Annotated in this window: 25 protein-coding genes; 21 read left to right on the forward strand and 4 right to left on the reverse strand. The window is 72.5% G+C overall.

From position 1 onward, the window contains the following. The first annotated feature begins 67 nt into the window (after positions 1–67). The 7 genes from dnaK to Q5694_RS09530 all read left to right on the forward strand — a co-directional run bounded on the left by dnaK (position 68) and on the right by Q5694_RS09530 (position 7,742). Positions 68–1,924, forward strand: a complete 1,857-nt coding sequence (gene dnaK, locus Q5694_RS09500; protein WP_333932082.1) for a molecular chaperone DnaK — start codon at positions 68–70, stop codon at positions 1,922–1,924. After that, the gene (gene grpE / locus Q5694_RS09505) at positions 1,921–2,577 is read left to right on the forward strand and encodes a nucleotide exchange factor GrpE (RefSeq protein ID WP_333932083.1); all 657 of its coding nucleotides are present in this window, start codon (positions 1,921–1,923) and stop codon (positions 2,575–2,577) included. Before dnaK ends, grpE begins: the two co-directional genes overlap by 4 nt. 33 nt (positions 2,578–2,610) lie before the next feature. After that, complete coding sequence (gene dnaJ, locus Q5694_RS09510) at positions 2,611–3,789, forward strand: molecular chaperone DnaJ (protein ID WP_333932084.1); 1,179 nt, start codon at positions 2,611–2,613, stop codon at positions 3,787–3,789. Positions 3,790–3,794: 5 nt separating this feature from the next. Beyond that, on the forward strand, positions 3,795–4,247 hold the full coding sequence (locus tag Q5694_RS09515) for a heat shock protein transcriptional repressor HspR (RefSeq protein ID WP_333932085.1): 453 nt from the start codon (positions 3,795–3,797) through the stop codon (positions 4,245–4,247). A 279-nt stretch (positions 4,248–4,526) separates the two neighbouring features. Next, on the forward strand, positions 4,527–5,633 hold the full coding sequence (locus Q5694_RS09520) for a sugar ABC transporter substrate-binding protein (RefSeq protein ID WP_443040838.1): 1,107 nt from the start codon (positions 4,527–4,529) through the stop codon (positions 5,631–5,633). Positions 5,634–6,302: 669 nt separating this feature from the next. Next, positions 6,303–7,346 (forward strand): helix-turn-helix transcriptional regulator, encoded by a 1,044-nt coding sequence (locus tag Q5694_RS09525; protein ID WP_333932087.1) that lies wholly within the window; start codon positions 6,303–6,305, stop codon positions 7,344–7,346. A 174-nt stretch (positions 7,347–7,520) separates the two neighbouring features. Next, on the forward strand, positions 7,521–7,742 hold the full coding sequence (locus Q5694_RS09530) for a hypothetical protein (RefSeq protein WP_333932088.1): 222 nt from the start codon (positions 7,521–7,523) through the stop codon (positions 7,740–7,742). A gap of 341 nt (positions 7,743–8,083) precedes the next feature. Here the strand turns inward: Q5694_RS09530 and Q5694_RS09535 are convergent, their stop codons facing one another. After that, positions 8,084–9,103 (reverse strand): helix-turn-helix transcriptional regulator, encoded by a 1,020-nt coding sequence (locus Q5694_RS09535; protein WP_333932089.1) that lies wholly within the window; start codon positions 9,101–9,103, stop codon positions 8,084–8,086. A 316-nt stretch (positions 9,104–9,419) separates the two neighbouring features. Between Q5694_RS09535 and Q5694_RS09540 the strand changes: the two genes are divergently transcribed. Beyond that, positions 9,420–9,755, forward strand: coding sequence for a hypothetical protein (locus Q5694_RS09540; protein WP_094054633.1), 336 nt, complete (start codon positions 9,420–9,422; stop codon positions 9,753–9,755). Between the two features lie 178 nt (positions 9,756–9,933). Here Q5694_RS09540 and Q5694_RS09545 read toward each other — a convergent pair whose 3' ends face one another. Then, positions 9,934–10,350 (reverse strand): pyridoxamine 5'-phosphate oxidase family protein, encoded by a 417-nt coding sequence (locus tag Q5694_RS09545; protein WP_333932091.1) that lies wholly within the window; start codon positions 10,348–10,350, stop codon positions 9,934–9,936. A 138-nt stretch (positions 10,351–10,488) separates the two neighbouring features. Here Q5694_RS09545 and clpB point away from each other — a divergent pair, with 138 nt between their 5' ends. Then, positions 10,489–13,089 carry an ATP-dependent chaperone ClpB gene (gene clpB, locus Q5694_RS09550; RefSeq protein WP_333932092.1) on the forward strand — a complete coding sequence of 867 codons (2,601 nt, stop codon included), beginning with the start codon at positions 10,489–10,491 and terminating at the stop codon, positions 13,087–13,089. 21 nt (positions 13,090–13,110) lie between these two features. Here clpB and Q5694_RS09555 read toward each other — a convergent pair whose 3' ends face one another. Continuing rightward, positions 13,111–13,593: a hypothetical protein gene (locus tag Q5694_RS09555; RefSeq protein ID WP_333932093.1), complete on the reverse strand. Its 483-nt coding sequence runs from the start codon at positions 13,591–13,593 to the stop codon at positions 13,111–13,113. Positions 13,594–13,771: 178 nt separating this feature from the next. Between Q5694_RS09555 and Q5694_RS09560 the strand changes: the two genes are divergently transcribed. Continuing rightward, positions 13,772–14,299 carry a YbjN domain-containing protein gene (locus Q5694_RS09560; RefSeq protein WP_333932094.1) on the forward strand — a complete coding sequence of 176 codons (528 nt, stop codon included), beginning with the start codon at positions 13,772–13,774 and terminating at the stop codon, positions 14,297–14,299. 99 nt (positions 14,300–14,398) lie between these two features. Here Q5694_RS09560 and Q5694_RS09565 read toward each other — a convergent pair whose 3' ends face one another. After that, positions 14,399–15,598: a pyridoxal phosphate-dependent aminotransferase gene (locus Q5694_RS09565; RefSeq protein WP_333932095.1), complete on the reverse strand. Its 1,200-nt coding sequence runs from the start codon at positions 15,596–15,598 to the stop codon at positions 14,399–14,401. Between the two features lie 128 nt (positions 15,599–15,726). Here Q5694_RS09565 and Q5694_RS09570 point away from each other — a divergent pair, with 128 nt between their 5' ends. The 11 genes from Q5694_RS09570 to Q5694_RS09620 all read left to right on the forward strand — a co-directional run bounded on the left by Q5694_RS09570 (position 15,727) and on the right by Q5694_RS09620 (position 26,277). Next, positions 15,727–15,984 carry a hypothetical protein gene (locus tag Q5694_RS09570; RefSeq protein ID WP_333932096.1) on the forward strand — a complete coding sequence of 86 codons (258 nt, stop codon included), beginning with the start codon at positions 15,727–15,729 and terminating at the stop codon, positions 15,982–15,984. Positions 15,985–16,619: 635 nt separating this feature from the next. Beyond that, positions 16,620–17,147, forward strand: a complete 528-nt coding sequence (locus Q5694_RS09575; protein ID WP_333932097.1) for a DUF2617 family protein — start codon at positions 16,620–16,622, stop codon at positions 17,145–17,147. A gap of 131 nt (positions 17,148–17,278) precedes the next feature. After that, entirely contained in the window at positions 17,279–18,931 is a 1,653-nt protein-coding gene (locus Q5694_RS09580) for a polyamine aminopropyltransferase (protein WP_333932098.1), read from the forward strand. A 119-nt stretch (positions 18,932–19,050) separates the two neighbouring features. After that, on the forward strand, positions 19,051–19,986 hold the full coding sequence (locus tag Q5694_RS09585) for an SRPBCC domain-containing protein (RefSeq protein WP_333932099.1): 936 nt from the start codon (positions 19,051–19,053) through the stop codon (positions 19,984–19,986). A 69-nt stretch (positions 19,987–20,055) separates the two neighbouring features. Next, positions 20,056–20,844: an aldose epimerase family protein gene (locus Q5694_RS09590; protein WP_333932100.1), complete on the forward strand. Its 789-nt coding sequence runs from the start codon at positions 20,056–20,058 to the stop codon at positions 20,842–20,844. A gap of 10 nt (positions 20,845–20,854) precedes the next feature. Further along, positions 20,855–21,403 carry an orotate phosphoribosyltransferase gene (gene pyrE, locus Q5694_RS09595; RefSeq protein WP_333932101.1) on the forward strand — a complete coding sequence of 183 codons (549 nt, stop codon included), beginning with the start codon at positions 20,855–20,857 and terminating at the stop codon, positions 21,401–21,403. A gap of 136 nt (positions 21,404–21,539) precedes the next feature. Then, complete coding sequence (gene fbaA, locus Q5694_RS09600; RefSeq protein WP_333932102.1) at positions 21,540–22,562, forward strand: class II fructose-bisphosphate aldolase; 1,023 nt, start codon at positions 21,540–21,542, stop codon at positions 22,560–22,562. 87 nt (positions 22,563–22,649) lie between these two features. Then, positions 22,650–23,063, forward strand: coding sequence for a DUF3151 domain-containing protein (locus tag Q5694_RS09605; RefSeq protein WP_333932103.1), 414 nt, complete (start codon positions 22,650–22,652; stop codon positions 23,061–23,063). A 153-nt stretch (positions 23,064–23,216) separates the two neighbouring features. Then, positions 23,217–24,047 carry a tryptophan 2,3-dioxygenase family protein gene (locus Q5694_RS09610; protein WP_333932104.1) on the forward strand — a complete coding sequence of 277 codons (831 nt, stop codon included), beginning with the start codon at positions 23,217–23,219 and terminating at the stop codon, positions 24,045–24,047. Beyond that, a complete protein-coding gene (gene kynU / locus Q5694_RS09615) occupies positions 24,040–25,224 on the forward strand; it encodes a kynureninase (RefSeq protein WP_333932105.1) in 1,185 nt (394 codons plus the stop codon). The genes Q5694_RS09610 and kynU overlap by 8 nt, the downstream gene beginning before the upstream one ends. A 186-nt stretch (positions 25,225–25,410) precedes the next feature. Next, positions 25,411–26,277 (forward strand): alpha/beta hydrolase, encoded by an 867-nt coding sequence (locus tag Q5694_RS09620; protein WP_333932106.1) that lies wholly within the window; start codon positions 25,411–25,413, stop codon positions 26,275–26,277. The last annotated feature ends 85 nt before the right edge of the window (positions 26,278–26,362 follow it).

The raw sequence follows: 26,362 nt of genomic DNA on the forward strand, positions 1-26,362 counted from the left end.
TTGACCGGTCGCGAACCGTCGTGCACACTTGAGTCCGTTGCACTCAAGTCAGCTGGAGGAACCAACCATGGCACGTGCGGTCGGCATCGACCTGGGCACGACTAACTCCGTCGTCAGCGTTCTGGAGGGCGGCGAGCCCACCGTCATCACCAACGCCGAGGGCGCCAGGACCACGCCGTCCGTCGTCGCCTTCGCCAAGAACGGTGAGGTGCTCGTCGGCGAGGTCGCCAAGCGTCAGGCGGTCACGAACGTGGACCGGACCATCCGGTCCGTCAAGCGCCACATGGGCACCGACTGGAAGATCGAGCTCGACGGCAAGCCCTTCAACCCGCAGCAGATCAGCGCCTTCGTGCTGCAGAAGCTGAAGCGGGACGCCGAGGCCTACCTGGGCGAGAAGGTCACCGACGCGGTCATCACCGTCCCGGCGTACTTCAACGACTCCGAGCGCCAGGCCACCAAGGAGGCCGGCGAGATCGCCGGCCTGAACGTCCTGCGCATCGTCAACGAGCCCACCGCGGCCGCCCTGGCGTACGGCCTGGACAAGGACGACCAGACCATCCTGGTCTTCGACCTCGGTGGCGGTACGTTCGACGTCTCGCTGCTGGAGATCGGCGACGGCGTCGTCGAGGTGAAGGCCACCAACGGTGACAACCACCTCGGTGGTGACGACTGGGACCAGCGCGTCGTCGACTACCTCGTCCAGCAGTTCCAGGCCGGCCACGGCGTGGACCTGGGCAAGGACAAGATGGCCCTGCAGCGTCTGCGCGAGGCCGCCGAGAAGGCGAAGATCGAGCTGTCCTCGTCCACCGAGACCTCGATCAACCTGCCCTACATCACCGCCTCCGCCGAGGGCCCCCTGCACCTCGACGAGAAGCTCACCCGCGCCCAGTTCCAGCAGCTGACCGCGGACCTGCTGGAGCGCTGCAAGACGCCGTTCCACAACGTCATCAAGGACGCCGGCATCTCCATCAGCGAGATCGACCACGTCGTCCTCGTCGGCGGCTCGACCCGCATGCCCGCCGTCGCCGAGCTCGTCAAGGAGCTGACCGGCGGCAAGGACGCCAACAAGGGCGTCAACCCGGACGAGGTCGTCGCCATCGGCGCCGCCCTGCAGGCCGGTGTCCTCAAGGGCGAGGTCAAGGACGTCCTGCTCCTCGACGTCACCCCGCTGTCCCTCGGCATCGAGACCAAGGGCGGCATCATGACCAAGCTCATCGAGCGGAACACGACGATCCCGACCAAGCGGTCCGAGATCTTCACCACCGCCGAGGACAACCAGCCCTCCGTGCAGATCCAGGTCTACCAGGGTGAGCGCGAGATCGCGGCGTACAACAAGAAGCTCGGGATGTTCGAGCTGACCGGTCTGCCCCCGGCGCCCCGCGGCGTCCCGCAGATCGAGGTGTCCTTCGACATCGACGCCAACGGCATCATGCACGTGACCGCCAAGGACCTGGGCACGGGCAAGGAGCAGAAGATGACCGTCACCGGCGGCTCCTCGCTGCCGAAGGACGAGGTCGACCGCATGCGCGAGGAGGCCGAGCGCTACGCGGAGGAGGACCACAAGCGCCGCGAGGCCGCCGAGACCCGCAACCAGGGCGAGCAGCTCGTCTACCAGACCGAGAAGTTCCTCAAGGACAACGAGGACAAGGTCCCGGGCGAGATCAAGACCGAGGTCGAGGAGGCCGTCGCCGAGCTGAAGGAGAAGCTCAAGGGCGAGGACACGGCCGAGATCCGCACCGCCACGGAGAAGGTCGCCGCCGTCTCCCAGAAGCTGGGCCAGGCCATGTACGCCGACGCGCAGGGCGCCCAGGCCGCCGGCGGTGCCTCCGCCGGAGCCGGGGCGGGTGCCGGTGAGGCCAAGGCCGACGACGACGTCGTCGACGCCGAGATCGTCGACGAGGACCGGAAGGACGGTGCCGCGTGACGGAGGAGACCCCGGGCTTCGACGAGCAGCAGCCCGACGTCCCTTCCGGCGCGACCTCCGACGACGCCGAGCCGAAGGCCGCCTCCCCCTCCGCGGAGGAGGGGGCGGCCCCGGCCGGGGACACGGGCCAGGACGCCGGTCTGGTGGCCCAGCTGGACCAGGTGCGCACCGCCCTCGGTGAGCGCACCGCGGACCTCCAGCGCCTCCAGGCCGAGTACCAGAACTACCGCCGCCGGGTCGAGCGCGACCGGGTCGCGGTCAAGGAGATCGCCGTGGCGAACCTCCTGACCGAACTCCTGCCCGTGCTCGACGACATCGGCCGCGCACGCGAACACGGCGAACTGGTCGGCGGCTTCAAGTCCGTCGCCGAGTCGCTGGAGAGCACCGCGGCGAAGATGGGCCTGCAGCAGTTCGGCAAGGAGGGCGAGCCCTTCGACCCGACGATCCACGAAGCCCTGATGCACAGCTACGCCCCGGACGTCACCGAGACGACCTGCGTGGCGATCCTGCAGCCCGGGTACCGGATCGGCGAGCGCACCATCCGCCCCGCGCGGGTGGCGGTGGCCGAGCCCCAGCCGGGGGCGCAGACGGTCAAGGCGGAGGAGTCCGCCGACGCCGACGACAAGGAGAGCGGTGGCCCGGACGAGGGCTGACGTCACGTACGAAGGGAAGGAGGGACGTCGGGGATGAGCACCAAGGACTTCATCGAGAAGGACTACTACAAGGTCCTCGGCGTCCCCAAGGACGCCACCGAGGCCGAGATCAAGAAGGCGTACCGCAAGCTCGCCCGCGAGTTCCACCCGGACGCCAACAAGGGGAACGTCAAGGCGGAGGAGCGCTTCAAGGAGATCTCCGAAGCCAACGACGTCCTCGGCGACCCCAAGAAGCGCAAGGAGTACGACGAGGCGCGCGCCCTCTTCGGCAGCGGTGCCTTCCGCCCGGGGCCGGGCGCGGGCGGCGGCTCCTTCAACTTCGACCTGGGCGACCTCTTCGGGGGCGCCCAGGGCGGGCAGGGGGCCGGCGGGTTCGGCGGCGGACTCGGTGACGTCTTCGGGGGCCTGTTCAACCGCGGCGGCGCGGGCCCGGGTTCGCGCACGCAGCCCAGGCGCGGCCAGGACATCGAGTCCGAGGTGACCCTCACCTTCACGGAGGCGATCGAGGGCGCGACCGTCCCGCTGCGGATGTCCTCGCAGTCGCCCTGCAAGGCCTGTTCGGGCACCGGCGACAAGAACGGCACACCGCGCGTGTGCCCGACCTGCGTCGGCACCGGGCAGGTCGCCCGGGGCAGCGGCGGCGGGTTCTCCCTCACCGACCCCTGCCCGGACTGCAAGGGCCGGGGCCTGATCGCCGAGACCCCCTGCGACGTCTGCAAGGGCAGCGGCCGGGCCAAGTCCTCGCGGACCATGCAGGTGCGCATCCCCGCGGGCGTCAGCGACGGCCAGCGGATCCGGCTGCGCGGCAAGGGCGCGCCGGGTGAGCGCGGCGGTCCGGCGGGCGACCTGTACGTGGTCGTGCACGTCGACTCCCACCCGGTGTTCGGGCGCAAGGACGACAACCTCACCGTCACCGTCCCGGTCACCTTCACCGAGGCGGCCCTCGGCGGCGAGGTCCGGGTGCCGACGCTGGGCGGCCCGCCCGTCACGCTGAAGCTGCCCCCCGGCACGCCGAACGGCCGTACGATGCGCGCCCGGGGCAAGGGCGCGGTGCGCAAGGACGGCACCCGAGGCGACCTCCTGGTCACCGTCGAGGTGAGTGTTCCGAAGGACCTGTCGGGGAAGGCTCGTGACGCGCTCGAGGCGTATCGCGAGGCGACCGCGGACGAGGATCCGCGGGCGGAGCTGTTCCAGGCCGCGAAGGGAGCATGAGGCAGATGGACGGTCGTCGACGCAACCCGTATGAACTGACCGAGGAGACCCCGGTCTACGTCATCTCGGTGGCGGCCCAGCTGTCCGGCCTGCACCCGCAGACCCTGCGCCAGTACGACCGGCTCGGCCTGGTCTCCCCGGACCGCACGGCCGGCCGGGGCCGGCGCTACTCGGCCCGCGACATCGAACTGCTCCGGCAGGTGCAGCAGTTGTCGCAGGACGAGGGCATCAACCTGGCCGGAATCAAGCGCATCATCGAACTGGAGAACCAGGTCGCCGCGCTCCAGTCCCGGGTGGCCGAGCTGGAGGACGCGCTCGACGGCGCGGCGGCGGCCATGCGCCAGCGCGAGGCGGCCGTGCACGCCTCCTACCGCCGTGACCTCGTGCCGTACCAGGAGGTGCAGCAGACCAGCGCACTGGTGGTGTGGCGGCCGAAGCGGCAGCAGCAGGCCGACTGAGGCGCCTCGCCGGGTGCGGCACGTCGAAGGGGCCGGGAGTCGACTCCCGGCCCTTTCGTGTGTCTTGGGATGGTTTCGCCGGGTCTCCCGTCGATGCCCGTGTGGTGCAGGGCACTTGGAGATGATTCCGCAGAGTCTTCACAACTGCTGCGGAGCGTGGTGTTGCCATCTCGTTAAGTGGTTCCGCTTGACGCTGGGGGCGCGTCGGCGTTGGCTTTTCAGTCACATGGGCCACAAAGCTGTGCCCACGTCCGAATCACACGCGAAGTGAGCTTCCCGATGCGTCGTATCGCCATATCCGTGGCAGCCGCCACGATGTCCGTCACGCTGGCCGGATGCGGCGTGCTCAACGCGAGTGGGAGCAGTGACGACGCGAGCCCGGCCAAGGGCGACGACATCACGGTGGGCCTGCTGCTGCCGGAGAAGGCGAACACCCGGTACGAGAACTTCGACTACCCCATCATCAAGCGGAAGGTCGAGTCCCTCACCAACGACAAGGGCCGCGTCGAGTACGCGAACGCCGAGGCCAGCGCGGACAAGCAGGCCGACCAGATGCAGCGGATGATCGACGACCGGGTCGACGTGATCCTGCTGGACGCGGTCGACTCGCACGCCATCGCCAGTGGCGTGAAGAAGGCCAAGGCGGCCGGCATCCCGGTCATCGCCTACGACCGGCTGGCCGAAGGCCCGATCGACGCGTACATCTCCTTCGACAACGAACTCGTCGGCGAGGTGCAGGGCCGCACCCTGCTGGAGGCCATCGGCGAGGACGTGAGCCTGTCCGACAAGATCGTGATGATGAACGGCTCGCCGACGGACCCGAACGCCAAGCAGTTCAAGGCCGGGGCGCTGTCCGAGCTGAACGGCAAGGTCACGATCGCGAAGTCCTACGACACCAAGGACTGGAAGCCGGAGAACGCCCAGGCGAACATGGCCCAGGCCATCGCCGAGATCGGCAAGGGCGACATCGCGGCCGTCTACTCGGCCAACGACGGCATGGCCGGCGGCATCGTCGACGCCCTGAAGGCCGCGGGCGTGACCAAGCTGCCGCCCATCACCGGGCAGGACGCCGAACTGGCCGCGGTGCAGCGGATCGTCTCCGGCGAGCAGTACATGAGCGTGTACAAGTCGTACCCGCAGGAGGCGGAGAACGCCGCGGAGATGGCGGTCGCGAAGGTCCAGGGCCGGGACATCCAGTTCGCCGCCCTCACCCGGGACCGGGTCGACAGCCCCACGGACAAGGGCATCCCGGCCCAGCTCGTCCCCGTGGTCGCGCTGACCAAGGAGAACATCAAGGACACCGTCGTCGCGGACGACATCTACAAGCTGTCCGACATCTGCACGGCGAAGTACAAGTCGGACTGCGCGGCGGCGGGCCTCGAGTAGGCGCACCCGGGGAGAGCCCGGCCGGTACCGCAGCTCCTGATGCCCACCGGGCCGAGGCCGTTGGCCGGCTCGTCCAGGACGATCAGCCGCGGCCGGGCGTCTCGTCCGCCGTCGGCTCCGGGGCCACAGGCCGGGCACCTCGATGAGCGCCCCGGCCTCGCGCCCGGCGGCACCTTCATCAGGGTGGTCCTCCCGGCGCCGGTCGGCCCGAGCAGCCCGTAGACCTCGCCCGCGGCGACCGTGAGGTCCACCCCGTCCGGGGCGGCGGGCGCCGTAGTGCTCAGCGTGGCCGTCGCCGTCATGGACAGCCCCACCAGCCCGGGCAGGCAGACCGCGGCAGCAGGGCGCGGTGGTGCTGATCGCCGGCCGGCAGGTCCTCGGCGCCGCCCGGGCCCTGGGGCACGGCACCACGTCTCCCGCACGGTCGGCGGCGGCCCTGCTCGCCACGAACCGGTGCGCCCCGTAAGGGCGTCGGTTCTCCGGGGCCGGGAGCGTCCGCCCACCGGCCCGGCCCTCGGCCTGCTGCATCGGCCGTCAACGGGCATACGGATACCGGATGCGATCGGGTGGAGACGAATCGCCGCCGGGACGGAGCCGTGTTGCGGAGCACCGTCCGGCCGCGCATAGTTGCCGCTGCGGCGAGACGGCGAACCGGGGGTGGGATGGGCGATGGCCGGGCACGGGGCGGAGGAGCATCCACATGGTGCCGACCGACTGTGCGAGGCCGGGGATCGCGTGTATTCCCGGGCCGTACGGCGGGGCCGGGTGCCGCGCCGGGACGCGCAACCGGTGCCCTGCCTGCTGGAACTCGCCCTGCTGCACCCCGATCCCGACGACATGGACTGGCTGGTGCCGACCTCCCCGCAGGAGGTCATGACCCGGCTGCTGCGCGGGATGTACGACGAAGTCAGCGCGAACCAGCGGCGGGTGGGCTCGGCCGTGGCCGCCGTCGAGTGGTACGCCGGGCTGGGCCGCCAGGTCCGGCCCGCCCCGTCGGCCGGCGAGGGCTCGGCGATCCGGGTCCTCGACGGACTGGCCCGCATCCAGGCCGCGATGGACGAGGCGACCGAGGCGTGCACGACCGAGGTGCTCACCGTCCAGCCCGGCGGCATCCGCCGTGAGGCGGAACTCTCCGAGGGCCTGCACCGCGCGCTGGCGCTGCGCGGCAGGGGCGTACGGATGCGGGACCTGTACACGCACGTCGCCCGGCACGGGCAGGGGCTGCTGACGTACCTGGAGATCATGGGCGACGCCGTGGAGGCGCGCACGCTCGACGAGGTCATCGACCGGCTGATCCTGTTCGACCGGACGGTGGCGTTCGTCCCCGCCAACAGCGACCGCACGATGGCCCTGGAGCTGCGGCACCCCGCGCTCGTCGCCTACCTGGTCACGGTCTTCGAGCGGCTCTGGCGCCTGGCGATCCCGCTGACCGCGCCGCTGCCCGACACGGGCATCGAGGGCATCTCCCACCGGGAGCGGTCCATCGCGGCGCTGCTGGCGGAGGGGCACCAGGACGCGGTCATCGCGGAACGGCTGGGCATCAGCGTGCGGACGTGCCGGGCGCACATCGCGCGTCTGTCGGAGACGCTGGGGGCGGCCAGCCGGACCCAGCTGGGTGTGCGGATCGCCCAGGCGGGGCTGGACGGGCCCCCGCGGGCGGCCGCCTCCCCGACGCTCAGTGCTCCCGGTCGAGAATCCCGGACCGCCCGATGAGGTAGCCGAGCTGGGCCCTGCTCCGGCTCCCCTCTCCACGAGCAGCGCGGCGACGGCGTGCTGCCGGGGGGTGACGCCGCCGGGGGAGGGCTCGGGGACGGCTTCGGGGTACATGGGGGTGGCAAGGCGCCGGAGACGGTCGAAGGCGACGCCGAGGTACTGCACGATCGCCGGGTGCCTGATCTCGGGAGCGAGTCCGCCGTCCTGGCCGGCCGGGACGAAGGCCACCGAGCCGTCGACGAGACGGTCGGGGACCTCGTCGAGCGTGCGTATCCGCACGTCGCCCTCGAGGCGCTCGCAGCGGGCGGTGATGATCGGGAAGTGGCGCGGCGTGTGCGGGTAGAGGGTGCGTATGTGGCAGCCGCGGTCCAGCGCGGCCTGGTCGCGGCCCGGTGACGTGCCGTCGGCGACCTGACCGCGCTCGCCGGTGAGTCCCGCGCGGGGCTGGACGGTGATCAGCTCGTCGGTTGCCTCGGCCATGGCGTCGGTGATGGCACGGTTGATCCGTTCCGTGCCCTGGAGCAGTTGGAGCGTGCTGCTGTCGGCCGGCGGGGCCTGCGGGCCGGCGATCCGCATGAGCGCGCCGAACGTCTCCGCCGGCCGCGCCTCACGCCGCCGTTCGCTCGCGATCCGTTCCCCGGAGCTCCGCAGCAGCCGGTGCAGTGCAGCACAGGTCGCCCTCGCCGTGCTCGGGGTGAGGTGGGCTCACCGGCTCACCGGCTCACCGGCTCACCGGCTCACTGCGGGGCACCCGTGCGGTCCAGGATGCCCGACTGTGCGATGAGGAAGCCCAGTTGGGCCCGGCTCCCACTGCCCAGGGCCGACGCGAGCTTGGCGATGTGAGCCCGGCAGGTGCGCACGTTCATGCCCAGGCGCCGGGCGATGGCCTCGTCGACGTGGCCTTCGACGAGAAGTTTGGCTATGGAGTGCTGGATCTCGGTGATGCCGTCGGGGGCGGTTTCGTAGGGGGCGCCGGCGCTCAGCGGTACCGCCCGGTCCCACATGAACTCGAAGACCTTGATCAGATACGAGACGAGACCGGGGTGGCGCAGTTCGAGAGCGACCTTCTGGTCGTCGCGCGTGGGGATGAAGGCGACGGTCTCGTCGCAGACGATGAGCCGCTCGACCAGCCCGTCGATGGTCCGGTACTCGACCTTGCCGTCGGTGAACTGGCTGGCGTAGGCGAGCCTTTCGGAGTTGTACCGCGCCGTGTGCGGATACAGCGTCCGGATGCGCACACCACGTTCGATCAGCGGGCGGTCGCGCTCCAGGCCCTGGATCAGGCTGCGTTCGGGCCTGTGACCGCTCGGCTGGATCGTGAGCATCTCGGTCTGGCACTGGGACGTGGCCAGGTTGAGCGCCGCGTTGATGCGCTCGCTGCCCTCCAGGACCGTGATGGAGTCGCTGCTCGTCATGGTCTGGGCGCTCAGCGCCATGAAGGGGGCGAAGGCGTCGGACAGCTCGATCGACACGCGCCGGCGCTCGGTGATCTCGCTCTCGATGGGATTGAGCCGCTGGGCAAGTGCCACGGCCGGGGGGATGGGGCGCAGCCAGTCCGGATCGTCGGGATCCGGGTGGAGAAGGGCGAACTCCATCAGGCAGGGAGCCGCTTCCGCGTCCGTTCGCAGAATGCGCCCCGCACGCAGGGCGTTCGCGTACAGTCGGCCACCTTCCTCGCACATCTCGGTCACCACATGGGGATGTGTCGCCTTGGTCCGATTCGTAATCAAATCTCCACCCCCCAGGGTCCTGAACATGCAGGAACATGATGCATTGATTCTGTGGCCATGACGTGCCCGAATGAGCCATCGTCGTACTCGACGGGGGAAGAGGGGACCTTCAAGTGAGGACGAAGCCGACTATGCGTAACAGAATGCTTCGCTTGGGGCTTGTCGCCGCCTTCTCCGCCGTCGTGGCCTTCGGAACCGTGAGCGCCCTCTCGGGCCCGAACGGCGATGACCGGGCGGACAGTGTCTGGCCGGCAACCGCCAAGAGTCATGTTCTGGCCGACAGTGTGTGGCCGGCGGCGGCACAGTCCACCGTCGGTACCGCAGACGGAGCCGGGGGCTGATCGTGACCACTCCACCCGACGACCGCTCCTTCCGTCGTGAGATGGCCACCGCCTACCGTTCCGGCTGGCACTTCATCGACCTGGTCACCGCCATCCCCCACAGCGGTGACTCCCTGATGGTGACCGTGTTCGGAGAGCCGGTCGTCGTCACGCGGGACGAGGACGGAGACGTGCGGGCCTACCGGTGCCTGCGGCGGCCTCGGGGGGCGCCGCAGCCCGTCCGGTGCGCCGTACGGTACGGAATGATCTTTGTGAACCTGGACCAGCGGGATCATCAGCAGGTGGAGGCCGACTCGCCTGTCCCGCGGACCATCTCTGCCACCCCCCGCAGTGCCTGACGCGATTCCCCCGTCGTAACAGATCGCTCAGGTGCTTCCCCCCGCAGCGGCGTCACCGTGACCTGAACACGGTGACGCCGCTGCAGTTTTCCGGGTACATGTCCGGGTATCGCCCTCGTCGGGGCGCCTCAGGCTGTGGCCGGATCCGGCCGGTTCCCGGTGTGGATGTTCACTTCCGTCAACCGCGCCCCATCGCCCGCGTCAGCCGGATCTCGATGACCACCCGGGCCGGATTCGGCGTCGGCGTCCTGCCGTAGCGCTCCGCGTACCGCCGCTCCGCCTCCGCGACCCGCTCCGGTTCCCGGCGCACGACGGCCCGGCCCTCCAGCGTGGCCCAGCGGCGGCCCTCCAGTTGGCAGACCGCGACGGCCGCTCCCTCCTCCCCGGCGGCCAGCACGTTGCGCACCTTCGTGCTCGCCCCGTTGGCGATCACCCGGGCCAGACGGGCCTCGGGATCGTAGGTGACCCCGACGGGTACTACGTGCGGTGTGCCGTCCGGGCGCGGGGTCGTCAGGGTGCACACGTGCCGTTCCCGCCAGAAGCCGAGGTACGAGGGGTCGGGAGCACCCGGGTCCACGGAGTACTTGGTCGCCATGGACGGAACTTAACGCTCCCACCCTCCCCGAATCGGCCTTGAGTGGAATAGACTCAACTTTGTGGACGTTGACCCAGTCAGAACGGACTGCCCGAGGAGACGTCGCACACAGCTGCACGCAAGGAGGAGAACGCGAACGTGGACGCCGAGCTGACCAACCGGAGCCGGGACGCGATCAACGCTGCCAGCAACCGGGCCGTGACCGAGGGACACCCCGACCTCACGCCCGCCCACCTGCTCCTCGCGCTGCTCCAGGGGCAGGACAACGAGAACATCACCGACCTGCTCGCCGCGGTCGACGCCGACCAGGCGGCCGTGCGCGCCGGTGCCGAGCGCGTGCTCGCCGGGCTGCCCAGCGTCACCGGCTCGACCGTGGCACCGCCCCAGCCCAACCGCGAGATGCTCGCCGTCGTCGCCGACGCGCAGTCCCGCGCCAAGGACCTGGGCGACGAGTACCTGTCCACCGAGCACCTGCTGATCGGGATCGCCGCCAAGGGCGGCGCGGCCGGCGAGGTGCTCACCCGCCAGGGCGCCGACGCCGGGAAGCTGCAGGCCGCCTTCCAGAAGACACGAGGACAACGCCGCGTGACCACCGCCGACCCCGAGGGCCAGTACAAGGCCCTGGAGAAGTTCGGGACCGACTTCACCGCCGCCGCGCGCGAGGGCAAGCTCGACCCGGTCATCGGCCGCGACCAGGAGATCCGGCGCGTGGTGCAGGTGCTGTCGCGGCGCACCAAGAACAACCCCGTGCTGATCGGTGAGCCCGGCGTCGGCAAGACCGCCGTCGTGGAAGGGCTCGCCCAGCGGATCGTCAAGGGCGACGTGCCCGAGTCGCTGAAGGACAAGCGGCTCGTCGCGCTCGACCTGGGCGCGATGGTCGCGGGCGCCAAGTACCGGGGCGAGTTCGAGGAGCGGCTGAAGACCGTGCTCGCGGAGATCAAGGACTCCGACGGGCAGATCATCACCTTCATCGACGAGCTGCACACCGTCGTGGGCGCCGGTGCCGGCGGCGACTCCGCCATGGACGCGGGCAACATGCTCAAGCCCATGCTCGCCCGCGGTGAGCTGCGCATGGTCGGCGCGACGACCCTCGACGAGTACCGCGAGCGGATCGAGAAGGACCCCGCCCTGGAGCGCCGCTTCCAGCAGGTGCTGGTCGCCGAGCCCACCGTCGAGGACTCCATCGCGATCCTGCGCGGACTCAAGGGCCGCTACGAGGCCCACCACAAGGTGCAGATCGCCGACAGCGCGCTCGTCGCCGCCGCCACCCTCTCCGACCGGTACATCACCTCCCGCTTCCTGCCCGACAAGGCCATCGACCTCGTCGACGAGGCGGCCTCCCGGCTGCGCATGGAGATCGACTCCTCGCCCGTCGAGATCGACGAGCTCCAGCGCGCCGTCGACCGGCTGAAGATGGAGGAGCTGGCGATCGGCAAGGAGACCGACGCGGCCTCCCGCGAGCGGCTGGAGAAGCTGCGCCGCGACCTCGCCGACAAGGAGGAGGAGCTGCGCGGCCTCACCGCCCGCTGGGAGAAGGAGAAGCAGTCCCTCAACCGCGTCGGTGAGCTGAAGGAGCGCCTCGACGAGGTCCGCGGCCAGGCCGAACGCGCCCAGCGCGACGGCGACTTCGACACCGCCTCCAAGCTGCTGTACGGCGAGATCCCGGCCCTGGAGAAGGAGCTGGAGGCCGCCTCCGAGGCGGAGGAGGAGGTGGCCAGGGACACCATGGTCAAGGAGGAGGTCGGCGCCGACGACATCGCCGACGTCGTCGCCTCCTGGACCGGCATCCCCGCCGGCCGGCTGCTGGAGGGAGAGACGCAGAAGCTGCTGCGCATGGAGGACGAGCTGGGCAAGCGGCTCATCGGCCAGAGCGAGGCCGTGCGGGCCGTCTCCGACGCGGTACGCCGCTCCCGCGCCGGGATCGCCGACCCCGACCGGCCCACCGGGTCCTTCCTCTTCCTCGGCCCGACCGGCGTCGGCAAGACCGAACTGGCCAAGGCCCTCGCCGACTTCCTCTTCGACGACGAGCGGGCGATGGTCCGCATCGACATGTCGGAGTACAGCGAGAAGCACAGCGTGGCCCGCCTCGTCGGCGCCCCGCCCGGGTACGTCGGCTACGAGGAGGGCGGCCAGCTCACCGAGGCCGTGCGCCGCCGTCCGTACTCCGTCGTCCTGCTGGACGAGGTGGAGAAGGCCCACCCCGAGGTCTTCGACATCCTCCTCCAGGTGCTGGACGACGGGCGCCTGACCGACGGCCAGGGCCGCACCGTCGACTTCCGCAACACGATCCTGGTGCTGACCTCCAACCTCGGCAGCCAGTTCCTGGTCGACCCGCTCACCAGCGAGACGGAGAAGAGGGAGCAGGTGCTGGAGGTGGTCCGGGCCTCCTTCAAGCCGGAGTTCCTCAACCGCCTGGACGACCTGGTCGTCTTCTCGGCGCTGACCAAGCCCGAGCTGGAGCGCATCGCCGAGCTGCAGATCGACCGCCTGGCCAAGCGCCTGGCCGAGCGGCGCCTGAGCCTCGACATCACCCCGGAGGCCCTGGCGTGGCTCGCCGAGGAGGGCCTGGACCCGGCGTACGGGGCCCGGCCGCTGCGGCGGCTCGTGCAGTCCGCCATCGGCGACCGGCTCGCCAAGGAGATCCTGTCCGGGGAGATCAAGGACGGCGACACCGTCCGGGTGGACCGCTTCGAGGACGGCCTCCTCGTGGGCCCCGCCACCACCGGAAAGACGCTGTAGGGCCGGACCGGGACCCGGACGTCACATCGTGAACGCCGAGAAGCGCACCAGCGCCGTCTCGGCGTTCTCGTTCTCCACGCGCACCTGCACCACGTGCGCCCCGGCGGTGCCGGGCAGCCCGTCGTCGTGGGTCACGTCCAGGCAGAGCGCGCCGCAGGGCCCGCCGCCCGTACGGGGTTCCGGCGCGTCCGGGTACGTCGCCCGCAGCCAGCCGCGCACGTCCTCGCGGGGCATGCGCAGCACCGCGCTGTAGGAGGTGTCGATGCCCCGCCGGACCGTGCAGTCGCGTACGTCCGCGCCTTCCGGGCGCTGGGCGGCCCCGAAGGCCAGGGCCTCGGCGCAGGGGACCCCGGCCGCGGCGCCCCCGCGCGCACCGTCCTCCTCGCCGGAGGATGCCCACCACAGGGCGATGCCCGCGACCAGGGCCCCGAGGACGATCACCGGCACCGCCAGGATCGGCAGGACCAGCTCCCACCGGGCAGGGCCTCGCTCCGGTGCCGCCATGACCACCGCCCCCTTCGTCCGCCGCCCAGGAGGACGGTGCCGCGCCGGTGGAGGTTGTCCGGTGACCCGTCCGGTGACCGGATCGTGTCAGCCGAGGGCTGACAGGGCCTGTCGGGGCTTGCCACCCCCCTCCCCGCATGGGGGAGGATGGCGGGATCCGTACGAAGGGAAAATCACGGTGACCATCGACCCGTCCTCGATTCCGAACTTCGGGGGCCAGCCCGAGCCGCAGCCGCAAGGACCGGCGGGCCCCGTCGTCCCGGATCAGGACCTCGTGAAGCAGCTCCTCGACCAGATGGAGCTCAAGTACGTCGTCGACGACGAGGGAGACCTCGCGGCGCCGTGGGAGCAGTTCCGCACTTACTTCATGTTCCGTGGAGAGGGAGACCAGCAGGTCTTCTCCGTGCGGACCTTCTACGACCGGCCCCACCAGATCGAGGCCAAGCCGCAGATCCTGGAGTCCATCGACGACTGGAACCGCCGCACCCTGTGGCCCAAGGTCTACAGCCACACCCACGACGACGGCACGGTCCGCCTGATCGGCGAGGCCCAGATGCTGATCGGCATGGGCGTCAGCCTGGAGCACTTCGTCTCCTCGACGGTCAGCTGGGTGCGCGCCGCGATCGAGTTCGACAAGTGGCTCGTCGAGCAGCTCGGCCTGGAGCAGGAGATCGACGAGGCGGAGAAGCCCCAGGACGACGAGTAGTCCCCCAGGCGACCTCTCACGGCGCGTCGGCACGCACGAGCAGTGCGCGCCGCACGCGCCGTCCGCCTTTACCGCCCGTTTCCGGGCGCGGCCCGTGCGTCAGCCGCCGGCGACGCCCTTCAGCCGCCGCACCGCCTCCTGAAGCACCCCGGTCCGCTTGCAGAACGCGAAGCGGACGAACGGGGCGCCCTCCTCGCGGTGGTCGTAGAAGACCGCGTTGGGGATGGCGACGACTCCGGCGCGCTCCGGCAGGGCGCGGCAGAAGGCGAAGCCGTCGCTCTCGCCGAGGGGGCGGACGTCGGTGGTGACGAAGTACGTGCCCGACGGGCGGAAGACCCGGAAGCCGGCCTCCTCCAGGCCCGCGGCCAGCAGGTTCCGCTTGGCCAGCATGTCGGCGCGGAAGTCCGTGAAGTACGACTCGGGCAGCGACAGCGCCTCGGCGATCGCGTACTGGAAGGGGCCCGCCGAGACGTAGGTCAGGTACTGCTTCGCCGAGCGCACCGCCGTGACCAGCTCCGGGGCGGCCGTCACCCAGCCGACCTTCCAGCCGGTGAAGGAGTACGTCTTGCCGCTGCTGGAGATGGTCACCGTGCGCTCGCGCATCCCCGGGAACGTCGCCAGCGGCACGTGCTCGGCGTCGTCGAAGACCAGGTGCTCGTACACCTCGTCCGTCACCACCAGCAGGTCCCGCTCCACCGCCAGCTCGGCGATCGCGGCCAGCTCCGCCCGGGTGAGGACCGTGCCGGTCGGGTTGTGCGGGGTGTTGACCAGCAGCAGCCGGGTGCGGTCGGTGACGGCGTCGCGCAGCTCGTCCAGGTCCAGGCGGAAGCGCCCCTCCTCGACGTCGGCGCGCAGGGTGACCGGCACCCGGCGCCCGCCCGCCATCGCGATGCACGCCGCGTAGGAGTCGTAGTACGGCTCCAGGGCGACGACCTCGTCACCCGGCTCCACCAGGGCCAGCAGCGCGGCCGCGATGGCCTCGGTGGCGCCCGCGGTGACCAGGACCTCGGTGTCCGGGTCGAGGGACAGGCCGTAGCGGCGCCGCTGGTGGGCGGCGATCGCGGTGCGCAGCTCGGGGACACCGGGGCCGGGCGGGTACTGGTTGCCGCGGCCGTCGCGCAGCGCCCGCACCGCCGCCTCCCTGACCTCCTCGGGGCCGTCGGTGTCCGGGAAGCCCTGGCCGAGGTTGATGGCCCCGGTGCTCAGGGCCAGGGCCGACATCTCGGCGAAGATCGTCGTCCCGAACTCGGCGAGCCGGCGGTTGAGGAGGGGGCGCGCACTGGAGGTCATGCCGGCCATCCTGCGCCGAAGCTCTGGAGTTCCTCAACTCTGCTTTGGCGCGCGTGGGCGACGGGCATCTCCCGGTCACGCAAGAGCGAGGCGCCCACGGGGGGCCGCTTCGGGGGAAACGGAAGGAGGGTGACGCCATGTTCGTCGGCATCATCCTGGCGGTGATCGCGGTCCTGTTCGTCGGGGCGCTGGTGTCGCTCGCCCGCAGGGGCGGCTCCCGCCGTCCGGCGGGTGCGCGGACGGGCGGCAGGTCGTCCCGCGACAGCGGTAACACGAGCTGGTGGGCGGGCGGGGGAGACGGCCACCACGGAGGAAGCTCCTGCGGCGGGGGCTCGTCCTGCGGAGGCGGGTCGTCCTGCGGCGGAGGCGGTGGCTGCGGCGGCGGAGGCAGCTGACCGAGGCCGGCGGCACCTCCCCGACGGGAGGACCGGGGCCGCAACCACCGCACGCGGGGCCCGCACCTGGGACGGGCCCCGCGTCGTCGTGTCCGGGAAGAGCGGCGGTGCCGCACGTGGGGCGGCCCCCTCCCGCCCGGCCGCTCCCCTCGAGGCGGATGCCTCGAACCTCTGACCCCGTGCGTCACGTGCGAACGAGCGGCCCCGTCCGTCCGCGGGACCGACGGGGCCGACGGAAGCGGGCCCCTCGCATCGGATCGGGCAACTGGCGCTCCCGGGACGCGACTTCGGTCGGCCGTCGGGACGCCCGCGCGTCCACCCCCTCCCGGCTGTGTGCGCGGCAGCACCGCGCACCGGCGCACGCCTCCCCGGCGCGGGCGCACGCCGTGGTTGAACAGTTGAGCTGTGGAGCCCTCTGAGGGATGGAAACCCTACGAACTTGGGTAAAAACGCTGTGACGGGGGCACGGTTCATGATTCCCTCTGAATCAACCAACGCAGCCCCCCGGACGTTCTGCGGACACCTGCCGGCAACCGGCCGACCGGGCTGACCGGTCCGACATCCTCCGGCGCGACCGGGGCACCACGGACCCAACTCCCCTCCTCACTCTCCATGTGTGCTTGCGGAGCCGATCGATGCTCACGACCCTGAACACCTCCTACACCGACACGCGCGCGGACGATCTCGCCTGGGCCCTGGGGCGCGAGCCGCTCCCGGCGCTGGCCACGCTCGACCTCGAACTGACCGGCATAAAACTCCAGTTGAGGCTGCTCGGCGCGTCGCACCAGGTCGTACTGGAGGAGCAGGGCGGCATCCGCTCGGAGACGGTGGCGTGCATCCCGGGCAGCAGCGCCCCGCTCCCGCTCGGCGTCGCCAAGCGGGTGGGGGACTGGGAGTACGAGTTCGCGGCCCGCATCGAGGTCCTCTCACCCGGTTCCTTCGCGGGCCGGGCCCAGGAGTTGCTGGACCTGGTCTCCGACCACCCGCACGGCCTCGCCGGCGTCTTCCCCGGCAGCCCGCACGCCTTCACCGCGCTGCTCGCCCAGCACCACGAGGGGCAGGTGCACTGGCGGACCTGGCACGCCTACCCGCAGGAAGGGCAGTTGGTGGCGACCCGCTCCCGGGTGGGGGTGCGCAGCCGGACGGCCCAGCCCGTCCCGTGACGCCCACGGGGAGCGGGACGGCAGCCGGCGGGCGGGCCGGAACGCAGCTCGTACCGCCGTCCGGCCGCCGTAAACCACCACCACTCCTGTGGGTGACGGTCCGCTGTCGGTGCGTGACGTAACGTCGCAGGGTGATCGAGCCGCACGCGCCCGCCCCGCCCGGTTCCCCGCCGCCCTGGAGCGACTCGGGCGGCCCGGCGGGCGGCCCGGCGGACCCGGCGCGACTGCCCGTGCGGCCCGGCACCGGACGGTTCCTCGTCCTGGCGGGCGTGTTCGTCTGTGCGGCCTGCGGACTCGTGTACGAGCTGGAACTGGTGGCCGTCGCCTCGTACTTGATGGGCGACTCCGTCACCCAGGCCTCCGTCGTGCTGTCGGTCATGGTCTTCGCGATGGGCCTCGGCTCCCTGGCCGCCAAGCGGCTGCGCGGGCTGGCCGCGGCCGGGTTCGGCGCCGTCGAGGCCCTGCTCGCGCTGGTGGGCGGCTGCAGCGCGATGGCGCTGCACGCGGTGTTCGCCTGGACCGGTGACGGGGGCGGCACGGGAGCCGGCGGGCCGCGCGGCCTCCTGGTCGCCTTCTCCCTCGCCACCGGGCTGCTCATCGGCGCCGAGATCCCGCTGCTGATGGAGCTGATCCAGCGCATCCGCCGCCAGGACCCGGGCGGGGCGGTCGCCGACCTGTTCGCCGCGGACTACGTCGGCGCCCTCGTCGGCGGACTGGCGTTCCCCTTCCTGCTGCTGCCGCTCCTCGGGCAGCTGACCGGCGCACTCCTCACCGGTGCCGTCAACGCGGTCGTCGGCTGCGCCCTGGTGTGCGGCCTGTTCCGGCGGGACCTGAGCCGGCGCGCCCGGCGGCTGCTGCTGCTCGCCAACGTCCTCGTCCTCGCGCTCCTGGCCACGGCCGCCGTCCTCGCCGACGACTTCGAACGGGCCGCGCGGCACGCGGTGTACGGCGGCGACGTGCGGGTGGCGCTGCGCAGCGGGGTGCAGGAGATCGTCCTGGCCGGGGGCACCCGGGGGCGGCCCCTGCACCTGTACCTCGACGGGCGGCTGAGGGCCGGCGGGCCCGACGGGCGGCGCCACCACGAGGCCCTGGTCCACCCGGCCATGGCCGGGCCGCACGCGCGCGTGCTCGTCCTCGGCGGCGGGGACGGCCTGGCGGTCCGCGAGGTGCTGCGCCACCGGGGGGTGGAGCGGATCGACGTCGTCGAGAGCGACGAGGAGGTGATCCGGCTGGCCCGCGCCGACCCGGGCCTGTCCGCGCTGAACGGGCACGCCTTCGGCGACCGCCGCGTGCGCGTGACGATCGACGACGCCTTCGGCCGGCTGCGCACCACACCCCCGGCGGCGTACGACGTGATCGTCTGCGACCTGCCGGACCCCGGTCTCACGGCCGGCGCGAAGCTGTACTCGCAGGAGTTCTACGGCCTCGCGCGGCGCGCCCTGGCCCCCGGTGGCCGGCTGGTCGTGCACGCCGGGCCGGTCGCGGCCGGGCCGCGGGTCTTCTGGACCGTCGAGGCGTCGGTCCGCGCCGCCGGCCTGCGCACCGCCCCCTACGGCGTGAGCGCGCGCAGCGCCGGGCGGAACGCCGGCCCCGGCCGCTTCCGGCCGCCGCGCGACCGGGGATTCGTCCTGGCCGCCCGCACGGAACCGCGGCCGCGGATCGACCCGGACGGGCCGCGGCCCGGGGAGCTGACACCCGCGGCGCTGCGGGCCGGGACCCGGCAGGTCCGCGCGACGCGGATCGCCGGGCTGCCGGCCTCGACCCTGCTGCATCCCCGGTACTGACGGGTCGGCGGCGCAGGCCGGGGGCGAGGGCGGCGAGGATACGCCCGGCGGGGGTGGATCGGGAGTGAATCCCTCAGGCGGGGGTGCGATCCGGCCCGTGCTGGGTAGAGTCCGTCGACATGGAGCACGAGGTGTTCGTCCCGGTCCCGGCCGAGCGGCTCAGGGGGGTGCTGGACGACCCCGCGCGGGTCGCCCGGGCCGTTCCCGGGCTCCAGCAGGACGCGGGCGCCGAGCCCGTCGCCGGCCGGCTGAAGGTCCGGGTCGGCAGCCACTCCGTCACCTACCGCGGTGCCGTCCGGCTGTCCCGGCGGGACGACGGGTCGTACGCCGCCGACGGGACGGCGGAGGAGGCGCGCGGCAGCGGCTCGGTGACGCTCGCGCTGCGGATCACCCTGCGGGAGGCGGAGGACGGCTGCACGGTCGTGTTCGACGGCACGGCCGCCGCGGACGGCCGCATCAAGGACCTTCCGGCGGACGCGGTGGACGGTGCCGTCACCCGCCTGCTGAACCGATTCGCGGAGCACCTGGCCGAGGCCGCCCCCGAACCGGCCGCACGGCCGGAGCCGACCGCACGGCCGGAGAAGACCGCACAGCCCGGGCCGACGCCACCCCCCGCCACGCGGGGTCCCGGACCTCGCGCCACGAGCGACCACGGGACGGCCCCCGACGCGGACGGCCCGCCACCGCCCCCGGCGGCATCCGGCGAGGACACCGCGGCCGGGGCCGGGGAGGGCGGCGACGAACCCGCCGGGCCCGGTCTCACCGAGGAACCGGGCTCCGCCTCCGGCACCGGTCCCGCGCCCTCCGCCCCCGAACCGGCGGGGGACGGCGATGAGGAGGAGGACGGCATCGCCGAGGCCGCCCACGCCCGCCGGACCATGATCGGGCGCAGTGCCGAGGAGGTGGACCACGCCCCGCCGCGCGGCCGGTACGCGCCCGTGCCCGCCCCGCAGACCGTGTCGCCCCCGGCGCCCCTGCGCTGGGCGGCCCCGGCGGCGGCCCTCGCCCTGGCCTCGGCCGTCGTCGCGGTCCGGGCCCTGCGCCGCCGCCGCTGAGATCCCGCCCGGCGGCGGACACCGTCCACGGGATCAGGCCCTCTTGATCCACCCCAGTAGGGTCGTCACGTGAGCGACGAAGAGATCACGCTGACCGCGGGTGACGCGGAGGCGACGGTGCAGCCGGGCAACGGCGGCCGCATCGGAGGGCTGCGCATCGGCGGTGTGGAACTGCTGCGCCAGGGCGAGCGGTTCGGCTGCTTCCCGATGGTGCCGTGGTGCGGGCGCACCCGCCACGGCCGCTTCCTCGACGGCGCCGAGGTGCGGCAGCTGCCGCTCAACGCCCCGCCCCACGCCATCCACGGCACCGTCCGCGACACCGCCTGGCGCACCGCCCGCCGGACCGCGTCCGAGGCCGTCATCACCTGCGAGCTCACCGACCCCTGGCCGCACCCGGGCCGCGTCACCCAGGTCGTCGCCCTCGGCGAGGACTCCCTGACGCTGACGATCTCGGTGGAGACGTACGAGTCGTCCTTCCCGGCGCAGATCGGCTGGCACCCCTGGTTCAACCGCAACCTCGGCGGCGAGGACGTCACGCTCGACTTCGCCCCCGCCTGGCAGGAGGAGCGCGGCGACGACCACCTGCCCACCGGCCACCGCGTCGATCCCAAGCCCGGCCCCTGGGACGACTGCTTCGGCATGCCCGGCGGCGTCGAGGCCACGCTGACCTGGCCCGGGCAGCTGGAGCTGACCGTGTCCAGCCGGGCGGAGTGGGTGGTCGTCTACGACGAGCAGCGGGAGGCCGTGTGCGTCGAGCCGCAGACCGGCCCGCCCGACGGTCTCAACACCCTGCCGCGGCTGGTCACGCCCCTGGAGCCGCTGGAGGCCGGCACCACCTGGCGCTGGCGCCGCCTCTAAGCTGGGCGGCATGACGGACACGCGCGGCGCGCTGCTGCAGCAGATCAAGGACAAGGCCGTGGTGCACGGCAAGGTGACCCTGTCGTCGGGTCTCGAGGCCGACTACTACGTGGACCTGCGCCGCGTCACCCTCGACGGCGAGGCCGCCCCGCTGGTCGGGCAGGTACTGCTGGACCTGACCGCGGAGCTGGACTTCGACGCCGTCGGCGGGCTGACCATGGGTGCCGACCCGGTCGCCGCCGCCATGCTGCACGCGGCCGCCGCCCGCGGCAGGCGCCTGGACGCCTTCGTGGTGCGCAAGGCCGCCAAGGCGCACGGCCTGCAGCGCCGCGTCGAGGGCCCGGACATCGCCGGCCGCCGCGTGCTGGTCGTCGAGGACACCTCCACCACCGGCGGCTCACCGCTCACCGCCGTGGAGGCCGTGCGCGGGGCCGGGGCCGAGGTCGTCGCCGTCGCGACCATCGTCGACCGGGCGACCGGCGCCGCCGAGAAGATCCGGGAGGGCGCCGGGGTGCCGTACCTGTACGCCTTCTCCAAGGACGAGCTGGGCCTGGACTGACCAGGGCGTGGACAGCGATCTGGACCTTCCGGCCGAGTCTGGAAAGATGGGGCCGACGATGACGTCGCACCCCAAGGTCTAGGTCAGGGCCGTAGACACAGCAGTACGTCAACCCGCAGATACAAGGAGCGGACGCATGCCCATCGCAACTCCCGAGGTCTACAACGAGATGCTGGACCGGGCGAAGGCAGGAAAGTTCGCCTACCCGGCCATCAACGTGACCTCCACCCAGACCCTGCACGCGGCCCTGCGCGGTTTCGCTGAGGCGGAGAGCGACGGCATCGTCCAGATCTCCACGGGTGGCGCCGAGTTCCTCGGTGGCCAGTACAGCAAGGACATGGTCACCGGCGCCGTCGCGCTGGCCGAGTTCGCGCACATCGTCGCCGAGAAGTACCCGGTGAACATCGCGCTGCACACCGACCACTGCCCGAAGGACAAGCTCGACGGGTACGTACGCCCGCTGCTGGCCCTGTCCAAGAAGCGCGTCGACGCCGGCCTGGCCCCGCTGTTCCAGTCCCACATGTGGGACGGCTCCGCCGAGACCCTCGCCGACAACCTCGCCATCGCGCAGGAGCTGCTGGAGCAGGCCCGCGCCGCGAAGATCATCCTCGAGGTGGAGATCACGCCGACCGGCGGCGAGGAGGACGGCGTCTCGCACGAGATCAACGACTCCCTCTACACCACGGTCGACGACGCGATCCGCACCGCCGAGGCCCTCGGCCTGGGCGAGAAGGGCCGCTACCTGCTCGCCGCGTCCTTCGGCAACGTGCACGGCGTGTACAAGCCGGGCAACGTCGTCCTGCGCCCCGAGCTGCTGAAGGAGCTGAACGAGGGCGTCGCCGCCAAGTTCGGCAAGGGCTCCCCGTTCGACTTCGTCTTCCACGGCGGCTCCGGCTCCACGGAGGAGGAGATCCGCACCGCGCTGGAGAACGGCGTCGTGAAGATGAACATCGACACGGACACCCAGTACGCCTTCACCCGCCCGGTCGCGGACCACATGTTCCGCAACTACGACGGTGTCCTGAAGGTCGACGGCGAGGTCGGCAACAAGAAGACCTACGACCCGCGCACCTGGGGCAAGCTGGCCGAGGCGTCCATGGCCGCCCGCGTGGTCGAGGCCTGCGGCCACCTGCGCTCGACCGGCACGAAGATCAAGTAACTCCGGTCCCGCTCACGCCGAGCCCGGCACCCGCCGCGGTGCCGGGCTCGTCCCGTGCCGCGGGCCGGCATGCCGCAGACTTGGGGCATGTCCATTCACGAGAACCTGCTCGGGGGCCCGCCCCCGACCCACCTGCCCGACGACCCCGGTCCGCGCGAGATGCTCGCGTCGGGCGCCGCGCCCGCCGAGGTCGCCGCCGCGCACCCCACCTCCTCGCTCGCCTGGGCGCAGCTCGCCGACGAGGCGTTCGAGCGGGGCGCGGCCGTGGAGTCGTACGCGTACGCCCGGACGGGCTACCACCGCGGGCTGGACGCGCTGCGCCGCAACGGCTGGAAGGGGCACGGCCCGGTGCCGTGGGAGCACGAGCCGAACCGCGGCTTCCTGCGCGCCCTGCACGCCCTCGCCCGCGCCGCGCAGGCGATCGGGGAGACGGAGGAGTACGAGCGCTGCTCGCAGTTCCTGAAGGACTCCTCGCCCACGGCGGCCCAGGTCCTGGGCTGAGCACAGCCCCCCGCCGGCACGAGGCCCGTCTCCCGGGAGGCGGGCCTTGCGGTTCCGGGGCACGATTGCGGAGTATTCCCGTGGGGACCGGGGCCCCCGTGCCGGCATCGGCAGGGGCGGACCGCTACCCGGAGTTATCTGCAGGAGACAGCGATGTCCCACGAGGCTCACGAGCCCGAGACCCCGCATCTCGACTTCCACGGCACGACGCCGTACGAGGACTACGTCAAGGCGGACGTGCTCACGCACCTCCAGCACACCCTCTCCGACGATCCCGGGGAGATGGTCTTCCTGGTGACGACCCAGGTGATGGAGTTGTGGTTCACCGTCATCGTCCACGAGTGGGAGACGGCGGCCCGCGCGCTGAGGAGCGACGACGTGCCCACCGCCACGGCCGCGCTGAAGAGGTCGGTGCGCGAGCTGGAGGCGCTCAACGCGTCCTGGAAGCCGCTCGGCCAGCTCACGCCGGCCCAGTTCAACTCGTACCGCAGCGCCCTCGGTGAGGGCTCCGGCTTCCAGTCGGCGATGTACCGGCGCATGGAGTTCCTGCTCGGCGACAAGTCGGCGTCCATGCTCGTCCCGCACCGCGGCTCCCCGCGCGTGCACGCCGAGCTGGAGAAGGCGCTGCACGAGCCGAGCCTGTACGACGAGGTCGTGCGGCTGCTGGCCCGGCGCGGGTACGACATCCCCGAGGCGGTGCTGCAGCGCGACGTCGCGCGGCGCTACGAGCCGGCGCCGGAGGTGGAGGCCGCCTGGACGGCCGTCTACTCCGCTGACGAGAGCGACGAACTGGCCCGCCTCGGCGAGGCGCTGAGCGACGTGGCCGAGCTGGTGTGGCGCTGGCGCAACGACCACCTGGTCGCCACCCGCCGCGCGATGGGCGCCAAGACCGGAACGGGCGGTTCCGCCGGGGTGGCCTGGCTGGAGAAGCGCGCGCAGAAGAACGTGTTCCCCGAGCTGTGGACGGCGCGGTCCTATGTCTGAGCTGAGGGCGCGCGCGGAGAAGCTGGACGCCGCCGACGAACTGGCGCACAAGCGGGCCGCGTTCGTGCTGGACGACGTCGTCTACCTCGACGGCAACTCCCTGGGGGCGCTGCCGGCCGTGGTGCCCGGCCGGGTGGAGGACGTCGTCCGCCGCCAGTGGGGCGAACTGCGCATCCGGTCCTGGGAGGAGAGCGGCTGGTGGACGGCGCCCGAGCGGATCGGCGACCGGATCGCCCCGCTGGTCGGGGCCGCGCCCGGGCAGATCGTGGTGGGCGACTCGACCAGCGTCAACGTGTTCAAGGCGCTGGTGGGCGCGGTGCGCCTGGCCGGTGAGGGCCGGGACGAGATCGTCGTGGACGCCACGACCTTCCCCACCGACGGGTACATCGCCGAGTCCGCCGCGCGGATGACCGGCTGCACCCTGCGGCCGGTGCCCCCCGCCGAGGTGCCGGGCGCGCTGGGCGGGCGGACCGCCGCGGTCCTGCTCAACCACGTGGACTACCGCACCGGCCGGCTGCACGACCTGCCGGCGCTGACGGCCGCCGTGCACGCGGCCGGGGCGTACGCGGTGTGGGACCTGTGCCACTCCGCGGGCGCGCTGCCCGTCGGTCTGGACGCGCACCGGGTGGATTTCGCGGTCGGCTGCACCTACAAGTACCTGAACGGCGGGCCGGGTTCACCGGCCTTCCTGTACGTGCGCGCCGGGCTGCAGGACCGCTTCGACTCGCCGCTGCCCGGCTGGAACTCGCACGCCGAGCCGTTCGGGATGCGGACCGGCTACGAACCGGCCGCCGGTGCCCTGCGCGGCCGGGTCGGCACGCCGGACATCCTCTCCATGCTCGCCCTGGAGGCGGCCCTGGAGGTGTGGGACGGGGTGTCCGTCGACGCGGTGCGGGCCAAGTCCCTCGCCCTGACGGACTTCTTCCTGGAGTGCGTCGCGGAGTACGTGCCCGGGGGGCGGGTCGAGTGCCTGACGCCCCTGGCCCACGCGGAGCGCGGCAGCCAGGTCGCGCTGCGCTGCCCCGACGCCGGTGACGTGATGAAGGCCCTGGTCGAGCGGGGTGTGGTCGGCGACTTCCGGGCGCCGGACGTGCTGCGCTTCGGCTTCACCCCGCTGTACGTGGGCTTCACCGACGTGGAGCGGGCGGCCCGCGTACTGGCCGCGACGCTGGCGTGAGCCGCCGGGGCCGGTCCGCACCGCGCGGACCGGCCCCGCCGCCCGCCCGCGCACCCGCCCGTCCGGCCCTCACCGAGCGTGACATCCCCGTGTCCGCCCATGTCACGCGCCTGGTACCGTCCCGGCCAACGGCGCAACACCCCCTACCGGTTCGCCGTTCACGGCTCATCGCTGGAAGGGTGGAGCATGACGGACGACGTCGCAGCCGCACGGGCCGCTGCCGAGGAGAGGTCGGCTCTCTCCCACGCGCCCGTCGACCCCGACGCCACCGCGGCCTACGGCGGCCACCCCGACCAGGTGATCGACTTCTTCGCCCCACGCGGCGAGGGCGGCCCGGGCGGTCCCGCCCCGGTCGTGGTGGTGCTGCACGGCGGCGCCTGGCGGGCGCCCCACGACCGGCGCCACATCAGCCCGTTCGCCGGTTTCCTGGCCCGGCACGGGTTCGCCGTGGCCAGCGTCGAGTACCGGCGCGGCACCGACGACGCCTCCGTCGCGGGCCGCTGGCCCGACACCCTCGACGACGTGGCCGCGGCGCTGGACGCCCTGCCCGCGCTGGTGCGGGAGAAGCTGCCGCAGGCCGATCCGCGCCGTACCGTCCTCACCGGCCACTCGGCGGGCGGGCACCTGGCCCTGTGGGGCGCGGCCCGGCACGTCCTGCCGGCCGGCTCGCCCTGGCGCAGCACCGCCCCGGCGGCCCTGCGCGGTGTGGTCGCCCTCGCCCCGATCGCGGATCTCGCCGTCGCCGACAAGCTCGGCGTGTGCGACGGTGCGGTACGGCAACTCCTGGGCGGGCCGGAGCACTTCGCGCAACGGCAGCCGTACGCGGACCCGGCGCTGCTGCTGCCCACCGGCATCGCCACCACCGTCGTGCAGGGCCGCGCCGACCTCGACGTGCCGCAGGCGGTCGCCGAGTCGTACGCGGACGCGGCGGCGAAGGCCGGCGAGGTGGTCGGGGTGACGCTGCTGGAGGACGTGGGGCACTTCCCGCTGATCGACCCGGCGGCCGACGCCTGCGCCGTGGTGGTCGAGGAGATCGCCCAACTGGCCTGGTGACCGGGGGCGTTCGGTGGGGCGGGGCGGTGCGGCGCTCGGCGGACGGCTCCTCCGTCCCTCCGCCCCTCCACCCCTGCGGCCGGCC

The organism is Streptomyces sp. AHA2 (assembly GCF_036857595.1).
Classification (GTDB): domain Bacteria; phylum Actinomycetota; class Actinomycetes; order Streptomycetales; family Streptomycetaceae; genus Streptomyces.

What these genes read in the sequence shown, in the direction of transcription:
- Q5694_RS09525 (WP_333932087.1), top strand. Translation starts at nt 6,303, where the DNA reads ATGGCCGGGCACGGGGCGGAGGAGCATCCACATGGTGCCGACCGACTG.
- Q5694_RS09515 (WP_333932085.1), top strand. Translation starts at nt 3,795, where the DNA reads ATGGACGGTCGTCGACGCAACCCGTATGAACTGACCGAGGAGACCCCG.
- Q5694_RS09585 (WP_333932099.1), top strand. Translation starts at nt 19,051, where the DNA reads ATGGAGCACGAGGTGTTCGTCCCGGTCCCGGCCGAGCGGCTCAGGGGG.
- Q5694_RS09520 (WP_443040838.1), top strand. Translation starts at nt 4,527, where the DNA reads ATGCGTCGTATCGCCATATCCGTGGCAGCCGCCACGATGTCCGTCACG.
- Q5694_RS09620 (WP_333932106.1), top strand. Translation starts at nt 25,411, where the DNA reads ATGACGGACGACGTCGCAGCCGCACGGGCCGCTGCCGAGGAGAGGTCG.
- kynU (WP_333932105.1), top strand. Translation starts at nt 24,040, where the DNA reads ATGTCTGAGCTGAGGGCGCGCGCGGAGAAGCTGGACGCCGCCGACGAA.
- Q5694_RS09605 (WP_333932103.1), top strand. Translation starts at nt 22,650, where the DNA reads ATGTCCATTCACGAGAACCTGCTCGGGGGCCCGCCCCCGACCCACCTG.
- Q5694_RS09565 (WP_333932095.1), bottom strand. Translation starts at nt 15,598, where the DNA reads ATGGCCGGCATGACCTCCAGTGCGCGCCCCCTCCTCAACCGCCGGCTC.
- Q5694_RS09545 (WP_333932091.1), bottom strand. Translation starts at nt 10,350, where the DNA reads ATGGCGACCAAGTACTCCGTGGACCCGGGTGCTCCCGACCCCTCGTAC.
- Q5694_RS09575 (WP_333932097.1), top strand. Translation starts at nt 16,620, where the DNA reads ATGCTCACGACCCTGAACACCTCCTACACCGACACGCGCGCGGACGAT.
- fbaA (WP_333932102.1), top strand. Translation starts at nt 21,540, where the DNA reads ATGCCCATCGCAACTCCCGAGGTCTACAACGAGATGCTGGACCGGGCG.
- Q5694_RS09610 (WP_333932104.1), top strand. Translation starts at nt 23,217, where the DNA reads ATGTCCCACGAGGCTCACGAGCCCGAGACCCCGCATCTCGACTTCCAC.
- Q5694_RS09555 (WP_333932093.1), bottom strand. Translation starts at nt 13,593, where the DNA reads ATGGCGGCACCGGAGCGAGGCCCTGCCCGGTGGGAGCTGGTCCTGCCG.
- Q5694_RS09570 (WP_333932096.1), top strand. Translation starts at nt 15,727, where the DNA reads ATGTTCGTCGGCATCATCCTGGCGGTGATCGCGGTCCTGTTCGTCGGG.
- dnaJ (WP_333932084.1), top strand. Translation starts at nt 2,611, where the DNA reads ATGAGCACCAAGGACTTCATCGAGAAGGACTACTACAAGGTCCTCGGC.
- dnaK (WP_333932082.1), top strand. Translation starts at nt 68, where the DNA reads ATGGCACGTGCGGTCGGCATCGACCTGGGCACGACTAACTCCGTCGTC.
- pyrE (WP_333932101.1), top strand. Translation starts at nt 20,855, where the DNA reads ATGACGGACACGCGCGGCGCGCTGCTGCAGCAGATCAAGGACAAGGCC.
- Q5694_RS09535 (WP_333932089.1), bottom strand. Translation starts at nt 9,103, where the DNA reads ATGTTCAGGACCCTGGGGGGTGGAGATTTGATTACGAATCGGACCAAG.